Source organism: Aeribacillus sp. FSL k6-2211, assembly GCF_037966125.1.
In the GTDB taxonomy this organism is placed as follows: domain Bacteria; phylum Bacillota; class Bacilli; order Bacillales; family Aeribacillaceae; genus Aeribacillus; species Aeribacillus composti.
The window spans coordinates 618457-640037 of sequence record NZ_CP150190.1 but is presented as its reverse complement, the minus strand read 5'-3'; the positions used below and the strand labels follow the sequence as shown (position 1 = coordinate 640037).

The 21581-nt window shown below is 38.5% G+C and carries 24 protein-coding genes and 2 pseudogenes; 3 read left to right on the top strand and 23 right to left on the bottom strand.

Translation table 11 applies throughout. The annotated features are described in order from the left end of the window. The first annotated feature begins 437 nt into the window (after positions 1–437). A complete protein-coding gene (locus tag NSU19_RS03260) occupies positions 438–653 on the top strand; it encodes a hypothetical protein (protein WP_327847942.1) in 216 nt (71 codons plus the stop codon). Between the two features lie 10 nt (positions 654–663). Here NSU19_RS03260 and NSU19_RS03255 read toward each other — a convergent pair whose 3' ends face one another. The 20 genes and pseudogenes from NSU19_RS03255 to NSU19_RS03160 form a co-directional block, all read right to left on the bottom strand. Further along, positions 664–1503 (bottom strand): hypothetical protein, encoded by an 840-nt coding sequence (locus NSU19_RS03255; RefSeq protein ID WP_327847941.1) that lies wholly within the window; start codon positions 1501–1503, stop codon positions 664–666. Further along, positions 1491–1847 carry a hypothetical protein gene (locus tag NSU19_RS03250; protein WP_327847940.1) on the bottom strand — a complete coding sequence of 119 codons (357 nt, stop codon included), beginning with the start codon at positions 1845–1847 and terminating at the stop codon, positions 1491–1493. The genes NSU19_RS03255 and NSU19_RS03250 overlap by 13 nt, the downstream gene beginning before the upstream one ends. 183 nt (positions 1848–2030) lie before the next feature. Beyond that, on the bottom strand, positions 2031–2258 hold the full coding sequence (locus NSU19_RS03245) for a group II intron maturase-specific domain-containing protein (protein ID WP_327847939.1): 228 nt from the start codon (positions 2256–2258) through the stop codon (positions 2031–2033). A gap of 331 nt (positions 2259–2589) precedes the next feature. Beyond that, on the bottom strand, positions 2590–2754 hold the full coding sequence (locus NSU19_RS03240; RefSeq protein WP_339198734.1) for a hypothetical protein: 165 nt from the start codon (positions 2752–2754) through the stop codon (positions 2590–2592). Between the two features lie 333 nt (positions 2755–3087). Next, positions 3088–3201 (bottom strand): annotated as a pseudogene (locus NSU19_RS03235) (flagellin); the annotation flags it as partial. 353 nt (positions 3202–3554) lie between these two features. Then, complete coding sequence (locus NSU19_RS03230; RefSeq protein ID WP_339198732.1) at positions 3555–4283, bottom strand: flagellin; 729 nt, start codon at positions 4281–4283, stop codon at positions 3555–3557. A gap of 195 nt (positions 4284–4478) precedes the next feature. Then, complete coding sequence (csrA, locus tag NSU19_RS03225; protein ID WP_339198730.1) at positions 4479–4721, bottom strand: carbon storage regulator CsrA; 243 nt, start codon at positions 4719–4721, stop codon at positions 4479–4481. 4 nt (positions 4722–4725) lie between these two features. Beyond that, on the bottom strand, positions 4726–5160 hold the full coding sequence (fliW, locus tag NSU19_RS03220) for a flagellar assembly protein FliW (RefSeq protein ID WP_339194229.1): 435 nt from the start codon (positions 5158–5160) through the stop codon (positions 4726–4728). 13 nt (positions 5161–5173) lie between these two features. After that, positions 5174–5764, bottom strand: coding sequence for a DUF6470 family protein (locus NSU19_RS03215; RefSeq protein WP_339198728.1), 591 nt, complete (start codon positions 5762–5764; stop codon positions 5174–5176). Between the two features lie 294 nt (positions 5765–6058). Beyond that, positions 6059–6931 (bottom strand): flagellar hook-associated protein FlgL, encoded by an 873-nt coding sequence (gene flgL, locus NSU19_RS03210; RefSeq protein WP_339198726.1) that lies wholly within the window; start codon positions 6929–6931, stop codon positions 6059–6061. Between the two features lie 170 nt (positions 6932–7101). Beyond that, positions 7102–8607, bottom strand: a complete 1506-nt coding sequence (gene flgK, locus NSU19_RS03205; RefSeq protein WP_339198723.1) for a flagellar hook-associated protein FlgK — start codon at positions 8605–8607, stop codon at positions 7102–7104. Between the two features lie 14 nt (positions 8608–8621). After that, complete coding sequence (locus NSU19_RS03200; RefSeq protein ID WP_158640168.1) at positions 8622–9101, bottom strand: flagellar protein FlgN; 480 nt, start codon at positions 9099–9101, stop codon at positions 8622–8624. A gap of 241 nt (positions 9102–9342) precedes the next feature. Then, the gene (gene flgM, locus NSU19_RS03195; RefSeq protein ID WP_063386297.1) at positions 9343–9612 is read right to left on the bottom strand and encodes a flagellar biosynthesis anti-sigma factor FlgM; all 270 of its coding nucleotides are present in this window, start codon (positions 9610–9612) and stop codon (positions 9343–9345) included. 90 nt (positions 9613–9702) lie between these two features. Continuing rightward, complete coding sequence (locus tag NSU19_RS03190; RefSeq protein ID WP_094245094.1) at positions 9703–10125, bottom strand: TIGR03826 family flagellar region protein; 423 nt, start codon at positions 10123–10125, stop codon at positions 9703–9705. A 65-nt stretch (positions 10126–10190) separates the two neighbouring features. After that, positions 10191–10889, bottom strand: a complete 699-nt coding sequence (locus NSU19_RS03185) for a ComF family protein (protein ID WP_314736872.1) — start codon at positions 10887–10889, stop codon at positions 10191–10193. Next, positions 10889–11164 (bottom strand): annotated as a pseudogene (locus NSU19_RS03180) (late competence development ComFB family protein). The gene NSU19_RS03185 and the pseudogene NSU19_RS03180 overlap by 1 nt, the downstream one beginning before the upstream one ends. Positions 11165–11302: 138 nt before the next feature. Next, a complete protein-coding gene (locus NSU19_RS03175) occupies positions 11303–12679 on the bottom strand; it encodes a DEAD/DEAH box helicase (protein ID WP_339198718.1) in 1377 nt (458 codons plus the stop codon). 300 nt (positions 12680–12979) lie between these two features. Further along, complete coding sequence (locus tag NSU19_RS03170; RefSeq protein ID WP_063386367.1) at positions 12980–13819, bottom strand: DegV family protein; 840 nt, start codon at positions 13817–13819, stop codon at positions 12980–12982. Positions 13820–14514: 695 nt separating this feature from the next. Then, positions 14515–15192: a response regulator transcription factor gene (locus NSU19_RS03165; RefSeq protein ID WP_063386301.1), complete on the bottom strand. Its 678-nt coding sequence runs from the start codon at positions 15190–15192 to the stop codon at positions 14515–14517. A 68-nt stretch (positions 15193–15260) separates the two neighbouring features. After that, positions 15261–16418 carry an ATP-binding protein gene (locus NSU19_RS03160; protein ID WP_339198714.1) on the bottom strand — a complete coding sequence of 386 codons (1158 nt, stop codon included), beginning with the start codon at positions 16416–16418 and terminating at the stop codon, positions 15261–15263. 169 nt (positions 16419–16587) lie between these two features. Here NSU19_RS03160 and NSU19_RS03155 point away from each other — a divergent pair, with 169 nt between their 5' ends. Then, positions 16588–17226, top strand: coding sequence for a YigZ family protein (locus tag NSU19_RS03155; protein WP_339198711.1), 639 nt, complete (start codon positions 16588–16590; stop codon positions 17224–17226). A gap of 23 nt (positions 17227–17249) precedes the next feature. Further along, complete coding sequence (locus tag NSU19_RS03150; protein WP_339198709.1) at positions 17250–18233, top strand: LCP family protein; 984 nt, start codon at positions 17250–17252, stop codon at positions 18231–18233. 122 nt (positions 18234–18355) lie between these two features. Here NSU19_RS03150 and NSU19_RS03145 read toward each other — a convergent pair whose 3' ends face one another. From NSU19_RS03145 to NSU19_RS03135, 3 genes are all read right to left on the bottom strand, one after another. Further along, positions 18356–19468 (bottom strand): MraY family glycosyltransferase, encoded by a 1113-nt coding sequence (locus NSU19_RS03145; protein ID WP_339198706.1) that lies wholly within the window; start codon positions 19466–19468, stop codon positions 18356–18358. 96 nt (positions 19469–19564) lie between these two features. Further along, positions 19565–20449 carry a UTP--glucose-1-phosphate uridylyltransferase GalU gene (gene galU / locus NSU19_RS03140; protein ID WP_339198703.1) on the bottom strand — a complete coding sequence of 295 codons (885 nt, stop codon included), beginning with the start codon at positions 20447–20449 and terminating at the stop codon, positions 19565–19567. Continuing rightward, on the bottom strand, positions 20436–21563 hold the full coding sequence (locus tag NSU19_RS03135; RefSeq protein ID WP_339198701.1) for a glycosyltransferase family 4 protein: 1128 nt from the start codon (positions 21561–21563) through the stop codon (positions 20436–20438). The genes galU and NSU19_RS03135 overlap by 14 nt, the downstream gene beginning before the upstream one ends. Between the last annotated feature and the right edge of the window lie 18 nt (positions 21564–21581).

Below are 21581 nucleotides of genomic sequence, written 5' to 3'. Positions count from 1 at the left end.
TACAAAAACCTGGCAATAATTTTAGCTACCACACAAACATAAGGAGGTTTTGTAAGTGCTTTCTATATCACTAGAATTGCCAGAATTTGAAGTGATTAAACAACTTTCTTTCTCCAATCAATATTTTGTTCATGTTCAAAAAAAGTGTCATGAGGAACGTTGTCCTTATTGTAGATGTATGACTTCTTATGTCCATGACAGGAGGACAAGAAAGGTTCGTAATCTTCCTATTCTCAATCATTCTGTGTATTTATTTGTGCTGGTCAAACGATATCAATGCCAAAATTGTCAATCGATATTCTCGGAGCCTTATGAGTCGATTCAACCTAATAAACACCAAACGAATAAGTATCGTGAATACTTGTTTGAATTATGTCAGGATACAACTATACAAGATGTAAGTCGAAAACAAGATTCCGTATTCGACCTTAGAGAGAATGTACTACTCGGTCGCTCAAGAAAAAGCTGCCCTTCATCAAAAACAAATTCATGAAGCTTTAGATAAGGATGAACTGGTTTTAAGTTTCGATGAGGTGTCTGTACGAAAAGGTCATCGATACGAAACCGTTTTGACAGAGGCGAAATTAGGCTGTATCATCGGAATGCATAAAGACCGAGATTGTGATTCCACGAAAAATCATCTTTTTCCATAAACTATCTAAATCAAAAAATTTTTAAATTCTCACAAATATTTTTCCCATTCGTTTCACAAATATTTTCCCCATTTTGCTTATCTATTTGCTTTAAGTTGTCCATAACTGCTGATTTCGGATGACAATAATGATTTCGGTCACTATAAGAAAGAATAATTTTTTCATAATTAAACTTTTCCCAATCATCTGGCTTAAGTTTACCACTGTTTCCACCATGGTGCGGAACGATCAATATTAATTTTTTATTTTCTTTGTCATGAACATTTGTTGATAAAATATATTGATAAAGCTTATGATATTGTTGATCACCAGTAAAAAGAATATCTACATTATTCCCTTTAACAAATAGGACAATACTATCTAAGTTTCGTGATGAAATTTTCTTTGATCTAGATCTATATAATTTCAAATATTGTGAATCGTAAATACAATTTAGTTCTACCTCTTTACTTGATTTATGAAAACCGGAAATACGAAAAAATTTTATATGATGCTGCTCAATATAATTTACCACCATTCTGGCAGTGTTCGTATGCGGTATGAACTCCGGCGCAATAATTCCCGCTATCTTTTGACAAGTTTCATTTTGAAAAAACAGTAACGATTGATAATGGTCTACATCCCAATGACTAATTATGATAAAAATCACATCATCTTCCTTAATGGCAATCTTTTCAATTAAATTTTGTTTATCTGATAATCTATAATATTTATCAGCTCCAATATCAAAAAATATCCTATTATTTCCAACACGTACCTCATTCCAATTTCCGTGTCCCACATCCCATACAATTAATTTAGCTTCTTCACTCCAAGAAATTTGTGAAAAAAAATCTTTCAAATCTTCCATTCTTTATACACCCTATATTGTACAAAATCCACTTCTTGTTCACTTATGTATTTCGCCGATATACGAAATAAAAGGAATCTATCTTTAGAATGAAAGTTAAATTTTTTTAAGTCATATTTGAAATTTCCCCAAAATTCTTCAGGTAGTTCATACCATTTTCCTTCTCTCGGACATTTTTGCTTAACCCATTTCACATTTTCCAATTCTATTAAACTTCGACTATCTTCTTCATTCCACGGAACGGAAAAACCACGAGATTCCCACCATTCCCTTAAATCATCCAATGAATATACGTCAAAGATTACTAACCCATTGTCATTTTTAGATTCACAATAGACTAGCACATAACCACTCCCGAAAATGTTAAATCACAGTTTTCTTTATTCAACAAGTAGAATAGAAAACTGTTTTCAAAGGGACAGCCTATGCTGTCTCTTTTGCTCTCAGCTTCCCCTCATCAAACCGTACGTGAGGTTTTCCCTCATACGGTTTTCCGACGTTCTTCTTCCTTTGGCTTTCGTTCTTGTCTAACTTGCTAATTTCACTAATAAGCCTTGCGTTAATTTTATAACTTCTTTCATTCTCGCATGTTTCTTCCTTTGGGTCTTCTTCTTATTCCAGTACAGAGTAAGTCTTTCTAATACATTCCAGTCCACTTTATTTAGCCACTTCTTGGCGATGGCCGAAATACTGTAGTAATTCTTAAATCCTTGTAAAATTCGATTGAGCCCTTTCACCAGTTCTTTGATGTCCATAAATCGCTTGTTCCTTGGACTCGTATATTCCTTAATCTTCATTTTCATCTTCTTGGCTTTCTTACTTGGAATGTGAGGCATGACATAAACTTTCGAGCCACCCTTGTTCATCACAGGAAATTTCCGATGGTGTAGATCTAGAAAGTCAAATCCGTTTGTGTCGTCCCATAGGTTGACCAGTTTGGATCTCTGTGTTGATTTCAAGGTCGAATTTCTTCATGATGGCTTTTAGTACTTGAATGCTCTCCAGCGCCTCGTTTTTCGTACGACACATGATCACGAAATCATCTGCGTATCGCACCAGTTCTCCTAAGTGTAGGAACTTCTTCTTTCATATCGTGTCCATATAATGCAGGTAGCTGCTCGCTAAAAGAGGCGAAATGACTCCGCCCTGCGGGGTACCCTTTTCGGTGTTATGAAACTGTCCATCTTCCATTACCCCCGCTTTCAGCCATTTCCGAATCAGTTTCAACACTCGGCGGTCACTGATTCTCATTTCCACTAACTTCATCAGTTTTTCTTGATTGATGTTGTCAAATTACCCTTTTAATATCCACATCTACTACCCAGTATTGCTTCCTACACAGTTTTCGAATCCTTGCGATGGCTTGATGAGCATTTCTTTTCGGTCTAAACCCATATGAACAGTCTTGGAAGTCTGCTTCAAAGATGGGTTCCATGACCATTTTCGTTGCCATCTGTACAACTCGGTCTTTTACCGTTGGAATTCGGGTTGGACTTGCACCAACTAGCAGATAACAGCTTAGCTGAGTACGCTGAATATAAAAGAGACTCTAGAAAACTAGAGCCTCTCTTAAGTAATAGAAAATTAACGAAGCAATTGTAATACGCCTTGTGGAAGTTGATTTGCTTGAGCCAGCATCGCTTGCGCTGCTTGAGAAAGGATGTTGTTCTTCGTGAATTCCATCATTTCTTTCGCCATCGTGCGAACATTTGCTTTCACAAATGACTAGACTATCTCTTCACCCGCTAGCTTAACGCTAGTTAGGGGCCGGGCACTTCGGATTGATACAGGACGATGGAAGAATCCTGTACATCCTACGGACTTCATCGCCATAGCATTCGCCTTAGGCGGTATGTCCTAGTCGTTGAACCTTCTCCACTCTTTCGAGACAGGAGCTTGGCTGCTCGGTTGCCCAATCCTTTGACTTTTCAAGCCATCACGCATGCCGTTTCCAGCTACGTTGTGGCGCCAAAGGCTCTAAGGGGTTTCCAGCAATTCACCCGGTGATACTCCTAGCCGTTTCCAGCTAGGACGACTGTGCCTGTCACTGCTTAGGCAGCTAAGGCATAATCTACGTCGCGAATACGAGATTCAGCAGCAGTTAAGTTTTCAGCAGAAGCGCCTAAGTTGTTGATAGTATGCTCTAAGCGGTTTTGCATTGCACCAAGTTTTGCACGTTCTGAAGAAACTGTATTAATTGCATTATCAATAATGGTGATTGCAGCATCTGCACCAGATTGAGTATTAATTTTTAAACCGCTAACCCCTATTCCACTAGCTTTCATGTTAGCAATTGTTAGTTCTACATTTTGCCCAGAATTTGCACCAATATGGAAAATCAGTCCACTACCTGCATTTGACAATGAACCATCCAACAAATTTTTAGTGTTGAATTGAGTTGTTTTAGCAATGCGATCAATTTCTTCAATTAATTGATCTACTTCTTTTTGAAGTTCGGCACGGTCTGTATCTGTATTTGTATCGTTTGCTGATTGCACAGCTAATTCACGCATACGTTGAAGGATGGAATGAGTTTCGTTTAAAGCTCCTTCAGCCGTTTGAATTAAAGAAATACCGTCTTGTGCGTTTTTAGATGCCATTTCCAGTCCGCGGATTTGGCCGCGCATTTTTTCAGAGATCGCAAGACCTGCTGCATCGTCGCCAGCGCGGTTGATGCGGTAGCCGGAAGAAAGCTTTTCAAGGTTTTTCGCAGTTTGTGTGTTGTTAAATGAAAGTTGGCGGTAAGTGTTTAACGCCGAGATGTTGTGGTTAATTCTCATGATTTTTTCCTCCTTGAATTGTTATTTTTCCACGTCCATGTGGTATGAAAAGAGCCGCGTCGGCCGCCGCTGCTCTTTTCATGTTTTATATCGGATTGTTTTTTTGATGTTTAATAGGGTTTAAAGAAAAAACGGGACTTTTTTAATAGAAAAATAAAATGGTTGAACATCCTTGTTTGGTTACGGTTTTCCAGCTCAAACCTCAGGTTTATTTTTGTTGAGCTTTTCTTGAAAATGTTTTAACAGGTCAAGGTCGGTGCGGGAAGCCGCGCTGTTTTCTGTTTGAATGGTGTCGTATATTTCCTTTCGGTGGATGTCGATTTGTTTTGGAGCTTTAATGCCGAGTTTGACTTGATCGCCTTCGATGGCGGTGATGGTTATTTCGATGTTGTCGCCGATAATGATGGATTCGTTCAGCTTTCTTGTTAAAATGAGCACGGCTTCACACCTCCTTCTGTTCCATAAGTGGATGCTTCGTTTTATAAGTAGTGCCTGTTAAAATCACTTGCTTGGCCCGTTTGTTTTTCTGGTTGATGATGATTGGTGCAAGCAGATTGGCGGTTGTGTTTTCGAACGGGTCTTCTAACGTTAAAATTACATAGACAGCGACATCTTGTTCCGACTCGATTTCCAGCTGCTCAATCGTGGCATCGTCTAAGTCAATAGCATAGTCTTTGAAAAATAAAAAAGGAATAGTCATGACAAAAGCAAGTTCCTTTGTGTTGACCGATTGCAAAATAAAAAATGGCGATTCGGCGCCAAATGGCAAAAGCACAAATTCCTTTTCATCTAAAAACCCCGGAATGCCCGATGGAAATTGGATGATGCTGTCGCTTGCGGCTTCTATTTCACCATGATATTTTGTCTTAAGTCTCATGTTCTCACAACCTTTATATGTTCATTTCAAAGTTTGGTCCTTTAAAGGTGAGGTTGGCAAAGTCGATTTTTAACTTTTGGTATTGGGCGATTTTTATATCGACTCTGCCACGGTCGTAATGAATGATCGGCTTATTGGGAATGGCACGAAATTCAGCTTTTTTCAAATGCCAATTAATATCAAGCTTGCTTGGTTCGTAATCAAATTTCACACTGAACAATGATGGAATGCAGCCGACATTCACTTCATACATCGGGGATTCGCTGTTTTCTTTCGCTTGATCAGCCAGCGGGCTGCCGCCGTTTTCAATTTTCATCAGTTCATCTCCTTGCTCGGCGAGGCGGGCAATACCTTCAAGCCAAGCTTGATAGCCTTCCTCAGCTATTTTTTCAATGAAACGGAACGTGTCAGCTAAATTTCGATCTTCCCACGCTTTCGTTTGATCGATTGTCAATTTTCCAGGAGTGCGGTTGATTTCCATCGCTACTTTCGCCGGCTGTAAATCGATATCCGCTTTCGGCTGTTTGATTGACTGATTTCCAGGAGTAGTGTTGATCGCAATTTTCGCCATTTGGCTTTCCATTCTAATTTGCGGCAGAAGCATTCCTCTCACCTCGACTGACAACATAAGTTTTAAACAGAAAAGAAATTCTCATCTTAACTCCGTTGGTGCAAACCAACAAACAATTTTTATTGGGTTTCAACTATTACGATACAATTAAAATTCCTCAATGATAGGAACAAACTATATACTAAGAACAATGCAAAATCTAATTAGCCGGGAATTGAAATTTCTTCGATAAAAACTGTGAACCCTTTAGAAGCAGGAAAACATGGGGCAAAAACAAAGTCATAACGATGAACAAAAAGGACCTTTATGCAGGTCCTTTCTCTCACATTATCGCAAAAAATCAACTAAGTTCGGCTGAATGATGCGGGCGCTGACAGCAAGCGCTGCTCTGTGCGCGCTTTCTTGCTCTTTCAAGTCGATAATGACCCGTTCGATGTCGGCATCTTCATTATCCGACAAAATTTTAGTAGAGATTACTTCCTGTTGACCGATGCGGTTTTCCATCTGCTCGATCCGATTGTAACGAGCGCCAAGCTCAGCCCATTCAGCGTTAAGAGCATCAATATGGCCATCAAGCTGGCCGAGCAGGCTGTCCAAGTTCGTTGTGTCGTTGTTTTCCAAAGCATTTTGAATGTCTTGAATTGTATCAAACAATGCTTGGTTAAAGACATTGTCAGGCGTTATATTCACTTGGATTTGAATGTTTTTTGAAAGCTCGATTTTAAACGGTTCATTGTTGTTATTAACGACAGGCGGGTCGCCGCTGACAGGCGCTGAGTCTGTTTTCGTTCCATTAAAAATATAGCGGCCGGCCACTTGTGTGTTGGCGACAGCAACAAGGTCGTCTTTAATTTGTTTCAATTCGCGGGCAACCGCATCACGTTCGTCTTCTGAATTTGTACCGTTTTTTGCGCGAATCAAAAGCTCGCGTATTCGTTGCAGCCCTTGGTTGGCCTGTTCTAATCCCGCTTCAGAATTTTCGATCCAAAGGTAAGCCTCTGATAAATTTCGTTTATATTGTTCAACTTCCTTTAAGTTTGTCCGATAGTACAATCCTTTCATTGCTACAACGGGATCTTGGGACGGGCGGGTGATTTTTTTTCTTGTCAACATCTGATCTTGATATTTTCCCAGCAGCTCATAGCTTTTACTTAAATGGCGGAGTGAGTTTTGCGCAAGCATCGATTGAGTGACACGCATATGCTGCACCTCTCTTTCATTAAATAAATTTTTTGTATGAATTCATAACGTGCAAATAGTACATTTCTTATATGATTTGCACTTCATCGCCTTATTTCATTTCATACATTCTGAACCCGACAATTTTTGCTTTCATTTTCCACTATGGTTATTCAACAGTCAATTTTACTTTATCTCCCGACCAGTCCCATGCCGTTTATAATTCGGTCTAAAATTTCATCCTGCAAAGTGATCATTCTTGCTGCGGCGTTGTACATATGCTGGAATTGGATCATGTTTGTCATTTCTTCGTCTAATGAAACGGAGCTGACGGATTTGCGGCGTTGTTCAACAGATGAAACTAAGGTTTCTGAATTTTCCTTCATCCGCTCCGCTTCTTGTGTCATAACAGCCATTTCGCCGATAACAGCTTCAAAATAACTTTGAAATGAAGTATTTTTTACTTCAGCAAGCTTCAGCGCATTTTGGCCGTCGCCGATTTCTCCTGTAGCAGAAGCTGCAATTCGATCGCGATTCATATCATCCGATACTTTAATGGCAGCCGCAGCGCCTTTAGGAGAGCTTAAACCTCCGAGATCAAAGAAATCGCGCTGTGTTTGAACGCCGTTGTTTATGTCCTCAAGGCTCCATCCGTTTCTGTGGACAGTGTTAAATGCGTTCGCAAAATCATATGCCATTTGATCTAAATCTGACATCATGCTAGGATAGATGCCGCGTTCAATCGTGCTGCCTATGTTCGTATAGCCGTGCGCCTCGATTAAGCCTTTTAAACTTCCATTGATGTTTAAATTTTCAACAAAATCGTCTGCCCCTATCGTTCTTCCACCAACAGAAATAGATTCGATAAGACCGTTCGTCTTGGATTCATTGAGGCTAAATTGTCTTACTTTGTATCTATTTCCGTCGACAAGGGTGATTGGCGGTTCGAAGCCAGCAAGCTCGACAGTTACTTTTCCTTCGGCTACTTTCAAAGCGTTGCCTCCGCTTTCAACCGGCGTCACTTTAATATCAATATAAGAAGAAAGCTCATCCAATAATCGATCGCGCTCATCATACAAATCGTTTGGCAAATAACCATTCGGTTCTACTTCGCCGATTTGTTTGTTAATTTGGTTGATTTGCTCAAGCAAAGAGTTGATCTTCGTTGTTGCGACATCGAGTTCGTTGCGTAAATCTTTCTGATTATGCTTTAATGATTCCGCCAAATAATTGAACGTTTCTGTAACAGCTCTTCCGCGCTCAAGGACAACAGAGCGGGCACCCAGGTTGGAAGGGTTGGCCGCCAAATCTTGCAGCGATTGCCAAAAGCTATCCATCGTTTCGTTCAAGCCTGTCTCGTTCAGCTCGTTCATCACATCTTCCATTCTCGATAATGCGTTGAATCTAGAGCTCCAGTAGCCAAGCTTAGAATTTTCGCCGCGATATTGTACATCAAGATAGCGGTCGCGGATCCGCTGCACTGTTTGTGTATCCACCCCTGTTCCAAACTGCCCAGGGATATCAGCTCGAAAACGACCTGGTGTCGGATACGCTTGCTTTTGCACAAGGTTTACCCTCTGCCGCGAATATCCAGGTGTCTCGGCATTTGCCACATTATGTCCAATTGTATATAAAGCGCTTTGTGCGGCATACAATCCGCTTCTAGCCGCTTCCAGTCCAAAAAATGTTGATACCATTGCGAATTCCCCCGTTAAATTTTTGAATCAAACCATGAACGCCGTTTCGATTGCTTCGATTCTTGATTCGGATTCGTGTAATTCGGCGATGCTTCCTCCGGCATGAAAAGATCAAGCGTTAAATTCACAACCTGCAATGCTTGCAATGCCAGTTGTTGATTGACAAAATTCGCGTTTTTCAAATTAGCCAATACGTTTGTCAATTTTTCTTTTAGATTTTTCAACCGTTCTTTATCCTCATTTTCTGCTTTTTCAATACAGGCGGAAATCGTTAAATCGTCTTCTCTTTCTAAAAAGCAAGCCGCTGCTTTGATCCGTTCCTTTTCAGCATTTTCAAGCTGCATCACATATTTCTGCTCTTCCTTTAAAAGCTGCATTAATTGATTAACATCATCTTTTTTCAGCAAATCCGTTTTTTTTACTGCCAAATTATACAATTGTTCATGAATGATTAACTGCTTTTCTAAAACGTTAATTAAATTGGCAAGAGACACGAAAACGTCCTCCCCGCAAAATTCAATACAATCATATTTACCGGTGCTTCGTTCCGAACATTGACAAGGTGATCCAAAGCCGGACATGAAAAATAATTTATTGTTGTAAAGATGAAGATGCTAAAAATGCAGAAATGTACAATATAGTTGTCCAGCACATTTTCATTCTGTTCCAAATCAAAAATCGAAACAGGCTGCTTCGTACGCAACCAAATCAAAAACCGAAACGGATTGACACAATTTATTCTTCATTTTTTTTCTTATAAAATTGGATCATGCTTTTCGCGATCAGGTCTGGGGCGATTTTGTAAGTCCCGCTTTCAATTTCTTTTTTTATCGCCTGCACTTTTTCTTGGCGCTGAAGATCAAAACCGCTCGTCTGCTGAAGCTGTTTTGCCTGCTTGGATATTTCCACTCTATCTTTTTGGACTTCCACTTTCATCTGCTTGCTGGCATCCATTTGCTTTTGATAAGGATTAACGTTTGATGACCGATAGCTGTGAATCTTCATGGACACCGCCTCCTTTCCTGCTCTAATGGAACGATTGTTTCAGCTGGAAATCTATCTCTATATTCATTATCGGATCGATAGAGGGATTTGTTAACGTTTTTCATTATTTTTCGGTTGGATAGCGTAGTATGTTTGCATCTTCTCTTTCTCCTCCTGAAACTGCTCTTCTCTTTCCATTTGCTCAATTTGAGACTGTATTTCCTTTTTGCAAGAAACACAAAGTTTTCCCTCGCGAATAAGTGTGCCGCACCGTGAACAAGGATAACCAAGGTTCGGGAAGTTCGCCAGTTGAATGCGTCCTTGATGAATAAACTTCAGTATTAAGTCCTCTTCCACTCCTGTTTTTTCCACAACTTCAGTAATGGTCGATCTGCGGTTTTCCTTTTTTCTCAAAAAGTTATATACTGTTTCAAATGCCTTTTCTTCCTCTTGGTAGCAAGCATCACATATTGAACGAAGCCGCGTTTTGACAAACAAGGAACCACATTTTGGGCAGTTTGCTAATTCCCCCATAAAAATCCACCTTTCAAAAATCTTCCTATTATTATTATTTTATATCGGAAAAACGGATTTGTCATTTAGCTGCGGACAAGCGTAAATGATTCGACACTTTTCGCACCAGCGTTCATCAGCTGCTTTGCAGCTTGGCGTACCGTTGCGCCTGTTGTGTAAATGTCATCGATGATAACAATATGTTGACCATGTACTTGTTTTGGATCTGTTACAGTAAACATATTTTTCGTCTTCATTCGGTCGATCCGTGATTTTTTTGATTGTTTTGCTGCATCTGTTTTGCGCAAAGGCTCAATAATCGGAAGCTGAAGGAGCTGGGCCAATAATTTTGCTTGATTAAACCCGCGTTCCAAAAGCCTTTCTTCACCTAATGGGATGGGAACGAGAATCATCGATTTGTCGAAGTGATGGCGAAATGCTTTCACAAAAGGTTCGGAAAACATCTGCACCAATATCGCATCCCCGCGGAATTTAAACCTAGCAAGCACTTCTTTCATAAATTCATTATATTGAAAAACAGAGCGGTTTTTCTTTATCACTCCATGATAGTCAGGATGTTTTTCCCAAGCCGCGCAATCAGTACAATACTCGGCTTTTTCGCTTTGCCTCCCGCACATTGGACAAATGGGGCCTGATATAACGTTTAGCTTGCTGGAGCATTCTTCGCATAAAACAGGATCTTTTTCGAGGAAAAAAAGCCGTCTCCAAGTCAAGCGGACATCTATACTTTTAAAACAATAAAGACATCTTCCCATATTTCGCATCAAGCCTTCCTATTATCACATCGTGGGTTTTCTGAAACAATTCTTGCGCATTCTGCCAGGCTGACAAGAAGAGATGTCATTTGCTACCGATCAAAAAATTCCGCTCTTACATATGTAATTTTATCTTCACTCGTTACATAACGGGGCTGAACTCTATTTAACACTAGAGCTAAAACATCATTGCGGCAAGTTGGGCACGTGCATTCCATATGAAATTGGTCAATATATTCATCTAGCAATTCTTCCATAATTTTTTCCAGAGCGTTTACTATCATGTCCTCACCCCAAATATATGATCTCTAATCTGTATTATATTGGATCATACTGGAAAAAGAAATTTCTTTTTTCATCCAAAATTGAAAAGATCTTTCCAACTTTACACATTCTGTATCGTTTCCTTTATTTTCTAAATACTAACACTTTAACAAATCTTCCTTTGCCGCTTCCCGATTCATAGCAAGAATATGGTGTTTCGCTGCAATCATTTCATTTGTTTTGCCATAATGGAAAAAGATAATGGAGCCTGTTGGATTGTTCATGCTCCGTCCAACACGGCCGGATATTTGAACAAGGGCACTTTCTGTAAAAATGGTTTCTTCTGCTCCTAAAACAGCTGCATCAGTTCCAGGAACTGTTACACCCCTTTCCAAAATGGTAGTTGTGACAATGATCGGAATCCGGCCATTTCGAAATGCCAGAACCTTTTCTTTCCTTTGGGGATCTTCGGCATGTACTCCTTCAACCGCTGAATTCAATTTTTTTAGTAATGGAACGACATCATGAAGCACTTTGATTTCCGGTACAAATAGAAAAGCTTGTCTTTCCTTTTGCAAATGTTCGGCTGCCCATGTGATGATATTTTTCGGCAGCTTTCCTTTCTCCAATCTTTTTTTCCAATTGCCGCACCATTTGAATTCAGGAACAGGTAGGGGATAACCATGGTATCGAGCAGGGATTTTCACAATTTCGGAAGGCTTAAAATGCCGCTTAATTGCTGAGGAGGGAGTCGCAGTTAAATAAATAAGGGAACTGTTTCGTTTGCGTGCTTTTTCAACCGCAAATTGCAAAGCAGGATCTACAGAATATGGAAAAGCATCCACTTCGTCAAGTATCACCACGTCAAAGGCTTCTTTATACCGAAGAAGCTGATGAGTCGTTGAAATGGTAATTGGGCTCAGCTTCAAACGATCTTCGCTTCCTCCGTAAAGCACTGCCACATCGATGCTCGGAAAAACGTTTTTCAAACGCGGTCCAAGCTCCAAAACAACATCCGTACGCGGTGCAGCAATGCAAACAAATAGCCCTTTCTGCAAAGCTGTGTTTATGCCGGCAAACAGCACCTCTGTTTTTCCTGCTCCGCAAACTGCCCAAATGAGACAGTCTGTACGCTGCAAAACGGACTCCGCAATCCGGTCAGATGCTCTTTTTTGCGCCGGAGACAGTTCACCATCCCATTGCAAAAAGTTTGTTTGATCCGATTGGATCGAATGTTTTTCCTCCTTCTCTCGTCTTGGAAAACTAACAAGCTTTGAGCATTCACTTACTCGCCCCATCATGATACAGTTCCGGCAATAATGACAAAACTTTTTGCACCTTGCACAGTCAAAGCCTGCAAATAAAAAGGGTTGATCATTTCCACATCGATTGCAATAAAAAATACCGGATTTTTTCACAACACCTTGTTCTATTTCAACGAAGGGGGCATTTTGAACGGCATCCATTGAAAACGGGAGCTCATTTGAAAGGAGATGTCTTCCGAGAAGATGTTTTTGGAGATCATGATCATGCATATAAAACCTCCGCTTGTACATACCATATTGTTTCTTACTATTATTTTTACCTTATAATTTCTGGAAAATCAATATATTTAATCAATTGATCTTATTGCTTTTCGTCCAAATGAAAGATGCTAGATGAATCATTTATATCCTTCATTTCTGTAAAAAATAAAAGGTGCTTTTTGCACCTTCAGATGGTCAGACACCGTTCCATTTTTTGGTGAATCGCACCTTTTCTCGTTTTGAAGGGGAAGTTCTTTTAAGAGGATGGATACAGCCATTTTTCACAATGGGTTTAACGTTTTCTTGCAATTACTTTTTATACCAGCAGAGACCCATAGCTCCCTCTCCTAGATGAGTTCCAATGACAGCGCCAAAATAGCTGATAATAAATTCAGAATTTGGATATTTACTTTCGAGCTCCTCTTTCATTTTTTTGGCATCCTCCGGCCTGTTGGCATGAATGACAGCCGCCCGCACCGGATGTTTGCTTGCAGCTTCGTCAAATAATTGATAGATACGTTGGATTGCTTTTTTGCGCGTACGAATTTTTTCATACGGCACGATCACTTTATCAACAAAATGAAGAAGAGGCTTCAGTTGCAGCAGGTTCCCTATTAAAGCTTGAGCTCCGGTTAATCGTCCGCCGCGCTGAAGATGAGAAAGATCGTCCACCATAAAATAAGCATCCATTGATTTTTTAATTTCATCAAGGCGAGCGATGATCTCTTCCGGTTTTTTCCCTTCCTTTGCCATTTTCGCTGCTTCAATTGCATAGAATCCCTGAGCCATACAGCTTATTTCCGAATCGTAAGGATATACCTTAATGCCGTCTACCATTTGACCTGCTGTGACAGCACCATTGTAAGTGCCGCTGATACCGCTTGAAAGATGAATGCTGATGACTGCATCATATTCTTTCGATAAGCTTTCAAACAACTCGACAAATTCACCAACTGGCGGCTGAGAAGTCGTAGGCAGCTCTTTCTGGCGCTTTATTTCTTCCCAAAAACTCTCTGCTGTCATATCTATCTCTTCACGATAAGACTCGTCTCCAAAAATAACGCTAAGAGGAATCATATGTATGCCATGCCTCTTTCGAACTTCTTCAGGAATGTAAGCAGTACTATCTGTTACAATCGCAATTTGCATCATGTTTTTCCTTTCCTTTTAATAATTTCATTCTCTCCTTTATAAAACTATTTTATAAAAAAAGCAAGCTTTTATCATTAACTTTGCCGGATTTCCATGAAACTGCAAGAGGATGAAAAATATTTTTTAGCTGTTTCAAAGTCTTTATACTGCCATTTATGCGGATTTCGTTTTGTCGATCGGCTCATTACGATTTTCGTTGAGGTTATTCTTATGAGGTCTACACCTTTTTAAAGGATTTTTGAGCAGCTTAAACGGAGCTTTTATGTGGATTCCAATTGCGGTTACCAATTTTGCTGCATTTTTTCTTGTTTCTGAGCAAACCGGCCTCTTCCCAGCGCCTGTAGTTATTTGAAGAGGCCGTTATGCTTCCTGTTGATACATTTTCACCTAAGTTGATTCTACAAAACCGGAACGTTGAATGTAATGCTTCCTATGATTCATTCTCGTAGCTTCTGATCAAAACATTTCTCTGGTCAGGATCCGAATAGATTGACAAGTTGCCAAATGATATTATGTTTCCAGCCGTAATGAAGAAATGCAATTGAATTCATTTATCATCGCTGGACAATCAGCCAAGTCGGAAAAAACAATATAGATACACCGAGCAAAATTGGTATTTAGAAATCAATCTCACTTTCACGGTTTGACGATTCAAATCGTTCAAAATTAATCGCCATGGAAAATATGTAACTTTACTTAACTTCCACCCAGCCGTTTTTAATGGCAAGAACTACTGCTTGTGTTCGATCGTTGCAATTTAATTTTTGCAAAATGTTGCTGACATGGTTTTTCACCGTTTTTTCGCTAATGAACAGCGTTTCACCGATTCTTCTATTGCTTTTTCCATCAGCAAGCATTTGCAAAACTTCACACTCACGTCGTGTTAAAATATGAAGAGGGCGCCGGACTGTAGCTGGAATTTGTCCATTATTGGCTGATGACAGACGGCGGAACTCATTGACTAGATTGTGAGTTACTTTTGGATGTAAATAGCTTCCTCCCTCTGCCACGATTTTAACTGCTTCTACTAAAGTGTCAGCATCCATTTCCTTCAATAAATATCCTCTCGCTCCGGTCTTCAAAGCATGTATCACATAATTTTCATCATCGTGGATCGATAATATAATAACCTTCGTATCTGGATATGAATTAACCAGCTGCTTAGTAGCTTCAACGCCATTTACACCAGGCATATTAATATCCATAATGACAACATCCGGCATATAGCTTTCAACAACAGTTAAAGCTTCACTGCCGTCATAAGCTTCCGCAACCACTTCAAAATTAGGCTCAAAATCAAGAATACGTTTTATACCTTCTCGAAACAGCGCATGGTCATCTATTATGACAATTTTAACTTGATTATTCATTTACAATCCTCCCCATTATTATTTTTTCAGTGATGTATGCATGAAGTCAATCAGACCATTTCTCTATTTCATAGATTAGTAGGCAATTGAATAATAATGAACGTTCCTTTTCCGGGTGCAGAATGGACTGCCATTTTCCCATTCAACAGCTCCACTCGTTCTTTCATTCCCATTAAACCGAATGACTCCTTTTTTTCTTTAAACACTTTCTTTATATCAAAGCCTTTGCCGTCGTCTTTTATTGCAACATTTACTTGGTTTGGACGGACTTCAAATTTAACGTCAATTTGCTTTGCTTCCGCATGCTTCAAAGCGTTCGTTACAGATTCTTGAACTAACCGGAACAAGGCCACTTCAAATTTCGCCGGAAGCCGTTTTTCTTCCACATCACTGATGTTTTGAAAATTGATTTTTATGTCTTTTTCATATTCTTGAATAGTAGAAAGGTACTTTCTAAGTGTTGGAATGAGACCTAAATCATCCAAAGCCATAGGTCTTAAGTCGTATATAATGCGCCGAACCTCAGATAACGCATTTCTCACCATTATTTTCAAATTTTGAACTTCCTGAAACCCTTCTGCAGTCCCTTTTTCCCGAAAAACTCGTTCAATCAGATCAGAGCGCATCAAAACATTTGCAAGCATTTGAGCTGGTCCGTCATGTATTTCACGTGACACCCGTTTCCGTTCTTCTTCCTGCGCTTCTATAATTCTTAAGCCAAAGGCTTGTTTTTTCTTTGCATCTTCCAACAAATCGCCAACCTGCCGCAAATCTTGGTTTAAATATTGCAGTACAACAGTAATTTGACCTACTATGACCTCTGCTCGTTCGATCATTTCTTTTAATGATAAAAGCCGGCGATCCAATTCATCCCGCCGTTTTCTTAATTGTTTTTCTTTTTCTTGGAGCATGGCCAGTTCAATTTGAATATTTTGCGCTTTTTCATAGGCATTCAAAATATCTTGTTCTGAAAACTTGTTGAAGTTGCGGCTGACTTCCACGAGGCGCTGCCGTGCGATTTTCGATTGAATCGTCAGCTTATCGGTTTGCTCTATCACCTCACTTACTTGCTCTTTCACTTCTTCCAATTCTTCTACTATTTTCTCATACTCTGTGCGGGATTTTTCACCGATTTCAAAGATTTGATCTTTGCTTGCTTGGACGGTTTCGATCATTTTATTTAAAATATCGTCTATTACAGCAGAATCTATTTTTTTGGAGTTCACAGCCTTTTCCTCCATTATAAAAAAGTTGTTACAAAAACTTTATCAGTTCATAATTGAAGTAAAAATTTTGTCGTTTTATAATATTCTAATGTGAGTGTTTTTTTATAAAAAAAGTCGATTTTTGTCAAAAAAAGTTATGCCGTTTTGTTTCTTCGGAGGTGATACACAATTGCTTTCCTCCTATTATACCGTAGCTGGCTTTGGAGAGCATGAAATCGTGATTCAAAAATCACGTTTTATCTGCTATATTAATCGTGCCAAAACTGAGAAAGAAGCTCAAGAGTTTATTGATACAATCAAAAAAAAACATTGGGATGCCACACATAACTGCTCCGCATATTTAATTGGAGAGCATGACCAAATTCAAAAAGCGAACGACGACGGAGAGCCAAGCGGAACAGCAGGAGTGCCGATGCTTGAAGTGTTGAAAAAGAAACAACTAAAAGACACTGTCGTTGTTGTCACCCGTTACTTCGGCGGGATTAAACTCGGCGCCGGCGGGCTGATCCGTGCATACGGAAAAGCTGTTTCAGAAGCCATTGACCACGTTGGCATCATCGAACGCAAGCTAATGAAAATTATTCGCACTACGTTTGATTACAGCTTTCTCGGCAAAATCGAAAACGAATTGCGCTCGTCTGTCTATAAGCTGAAGGACATCTATTATTCCGATCATGTGGAAGTTGAAACATATGTTGAAGAAGGCCAGGTTCAAAGCTTCAAAGACTGGATGACCGATCTCACCAATGGGAAATGTGTGATCAAAGAAGGCGACTTAGTATATTTGGAGGAGAAGGTTCAAAACTAAATTTAAAAAATAAGGAGTTAGACATGAATAGAAGAACGAGAAAAAAGAAAAAGAAAAAAAAATTAAGAGCCTTTGGCTGTTTATTTTTAATCCTGTTTTTAATTGCTGGCGGTTACGCCGTTTATCTATCGATCAAATTAGCTAATGTTTCTTTTCTAGCACAGGAAGATCTAGAGAGAGGAAGAAAATCTGAATTAAGAGAACAACCAGTTGATCCGAAAAAAGATAATTTTTCGGTATTGTTCATCGGAGTCGATGCGCGTCCCGGGGAAAAGAAAAGCCGCTCTGACGCCTTGATCCTGGCATCATTTAATAAAGATGAAAAATCAATCAAAATGGTCAGCATCCCTAGAGATTCAAGAGTGAAAATTCCCGGTCACAACCGAGACAAAATCACACATGCACATGCCTTCGGCGGAAAAGACTTAACTGTTGAGACTGTGGAAAATTTGCTTGATATTCCCGTCGATTATTATGTTGAATTAAATTTTAACGCTTTTATTGATATTGTAGATGCTCTTGGCGGAGTTGAAGTGAACAGCGACAGAGAATTTACTGAGCAAGATAGCAAAGGGCGAAAGAACGCCATTCATATTAAGAAAGGTGTACAAACGTTAAATGGCGAAGAAGCTTTAGCATATGTCCGAATGCGCAAAAAAGATCCATTAGGCGATATCGGAAGAGGCAAGCGGCAGCAAGAGGTAATAAAAGCAATCATTGAAAAGAGCTCCTCTTTATCAGCCATAACGAAATATGACGACATCATCGATTCTTTAGGGAAAAACTTAACAACCAATTTCAGCATTGGCAATATCTTGGCGTTGCAAAAATACGCCGGTTCCATCAGCAGCATTGAATCCTTAACGATTGACGGGTATGACAATCCAATCAATGGGACTTACTATTACCAACTGGAAGAGGATTCTTTGGAAGAAGTTTCAACGGAGTTGAGAAATCATTTGGAATATAAAAGAGATTTTTCCATTAACAGCAGTAAATTGCGTTAGTTTCTAAAAACGAGCCATGGGTTTTCTTTATGACCGAATGAAAAACATTTAAAATTTGAAAACTACATGGCTCTAATAGGCTTTACACAATAATCCTCATTTTAATGAGCTATATAGTCTGGTTATTTCTGTTTAAATGCATATGTGATCTTTTTCATTAAATTTGTTAGCGGTTTAAAATTTCTTCCATGTAGTTCAAGTATTTCTCCGAGAATTTCAATAAAAAACAACATAAGAAAAATAATAAAAATTGACAGCCACATGGCACTTCTAGAAAAAACTATTGCTGCCAGACTAAACAGGAAACTGATTAAGTAAATTATTAGAACAGTCTGAAGATGCGAGAAACCAAACTTTAAAATACTATGATGCAAATGGGATTTATCTGCCATAGAAATTGATTTTTTGTTCATTATTCTTCTCACAATGGCGAAAAAAGTGTCAGATAACGGCACCCCAAGGATTAAGGCGGGAATTAGCAATGAAAAAACAGTGACGTTTTTAAATTCCAATAATGACAATAAAGAAATCACAAAACCAAGAAAAAGAGCTCCAGTATCTCCCATGAATATTTTCGCTGGATAAAAATTGAAAACAAGAAAACCTAAAGTAGCAAAAATGGTTATTAAAGCAATTTGAACAACAAAAGATAATCCGGGCATGCTTAAATAAACAATTGTTGATAATACAATTATTGAAACTCCCGCAGCTAAACCGTCCAATCCGTCTATCAGATTTATTGAGTTCGTAACAATTAAAATCCACAAAAAAGAAATTGGAATCCCCCACCAACCTATATTTACTTGTCCAATAAAAGGTATGTGAATAAATTTTAAATGCAGTCCGCTCAAGACCACACATAATGCAGCCACCACTTGACCTGAAAGCTTCCACTTCCAATTTAATTCAAAAAGATCATCAAAAACACCTGTAATCATTATAAAAAAAGAGCCAATTAAAAATCCCTTTAGATAAACACTTTCAGGTGTAAATAGAAAAATCCCGATATAAACCGAAATAGCGATCGACAATCCACCCAATCGAGGCATAATTTTTGAATGTACTTTTCTTGATTTAGGAATGTCCACAGCCCCAATAGCAAAAGCAAATTTTATGACAAAGGGAGTCAAAATTACTGAAATTAAAAATATTAAAATTAACTTCATTAGCAATACCATTGTGAATACCTCTAATATTAGTTTGTTTTTATTTTTTCCAAAAGTAATACTTGCCATTCAAAGAACATGTCGACCATTTCATTAAATAATTACTATAAAAAAAGAGCTGCCTCATAAGTCAGTTCTCCTGACTTTGGGACAGCTCCTTTCGCGTTAGTTCAACTTTCCTTCGTTGTAAAGCATTCTTAAATATTGTTTTAGCTGTTCACTTAAATCTTCTCTTTCAAGTGCAAAATCTATTGTGGCTTTTATAAAACCAAATTTATCGCCAACATCATATCTTTTTCCCTCAAATGCATATGCCAAAACTTTTTTCTCCTGAGCCAATTTCTTTATCGCGTCTGTAAGTTGAATTTCCCCTCCGTAGCCAATATCTAAATTTTCAAGATAATCAAAAATCTCAGGTTCAAATACATATCTCCCCATTACAGCAATATTAGAAGGTGCATTTTCCCTTGGTTTTTCTACCATATCTTCCACTTCCACTAAGGTTTCGCTTATATATACATCTTTAGGTTTAATTACTCCGTATTTGTGCAAATCTTCCTCAGGCACTTTTTTTGTACCAATGACTGAACATTGGAATTCATTATATACATCTAAAAGCTGCTTCAAACAAGGGACTCCATTCTTAACAATGTCATCCCCTAGAAGGACTGCAAAAGGTTCATTTACAATAAAACTTCTTGCGCAATTTACTGCATGACCTAATCCTAACGGTTTCTTTTGTCTAATATAATGAATGTTAACCATATTGGAAATCTTCTGCACTTGTTCTAATAGTTCAAATTTTCCTTTTTCTTTCAGCTCCATTTCAAGTTCAATTGAATAGTCAAAGTGGTCTTCAATTGCCCTTTTATTTCTTCCTGTAACAATAATGATGTCTTCAATTCCAGACTCAATCGCTTCCTCAATTATATATTGAATAGTCGGTTTATCTACAATTGGCAGCATTTCTTTTGGCTGGGCTTTTGTAGCTGGTAAAAAACGCGTACCAAAACCTGCTGCTGGGATTACAGCTTTCTTAACCTTCTTCATATAAGGTGCCTCCTCTAAAAGAAAGAAAAATATTAATTAATTTATGTTTAATATTTTCTACCTTATATTCATTCGCTTTAAATATGGCTTTATAACTCATCGTTCTTCTTTCATTTTCTGGCATTGAATAAAAAAATTTAATCTTTTTATATAGATCTTCAGACGAACCAGCTTGAAACAGTAGGCCGTTTTCACCGTCTATAATATAATCCAACAATCCTCCAATGGCACTACCAATGACAGGAGCTCCGCAAGCCATTGCTTCCAAACCGACAAGTCCCAAGCTTTCTCCTTTTCTTGTAGTCGGAAAACAGAAAACATCTATCGCATTATATATTGCATTTAGTTTCTCTTGAGGCAGTAAAGGGTAATGGATAATGACATCATTTAATTCATAATCAGACACCATCTTTACAAACCGTTCCTTATCCTTCCCATCCCCCACCATAATGACCTTAATTTTATTTTTTAACAAAAAATTTTCATCTTTCAATTTCTTTAACGATGTTAATAAAATGTCCCAACCTTTTCCCACATCTAATCTGCTAACATATCCAATATAATGAGTGTCTATATCCAGCATAAGTTCTTTTAGTGCTGTTTGTTTATCCTCTCGCTTATAAAAAGTTTTACTGTTCACCCCTCCGGAGGGAAACACTTCAATCCGGTTCCGCAAGTTATATTTGCTTCTCACTAAATCCTGATAGTACTTACTTGGTGTTATCACTATATTAGATATATTCAACAGCTTATCTACATAAGGTTGGTATTTTTTTTGAGACGGCACTTCAGGTACTACGTCACTGCCATGAACATTTGTGAAAATAACAAGGTCTTTTTTAAATAGCTTTAGAAATAAAATTGGAAGTGCATTATGTGAAGCATAATGCACATATGTAATATCATACTTTTTTGTTAAACCTTTTAAAATAATTTTTGAAAAATAAAAAAAATACTTAACTAGCTTTATTAGTCTATTTTTTTCTTTTAATAAAACTGTTTTGTCAACATTAAAACCTGCTCCCACCAAAATTTCCTCAGTATTTTTTACAAACACACCGTAATTTGGAGCAATTTTACTAGGATACATATTGGCAATTAAATGTATTCTCATAAAACAGACCTCACAAAC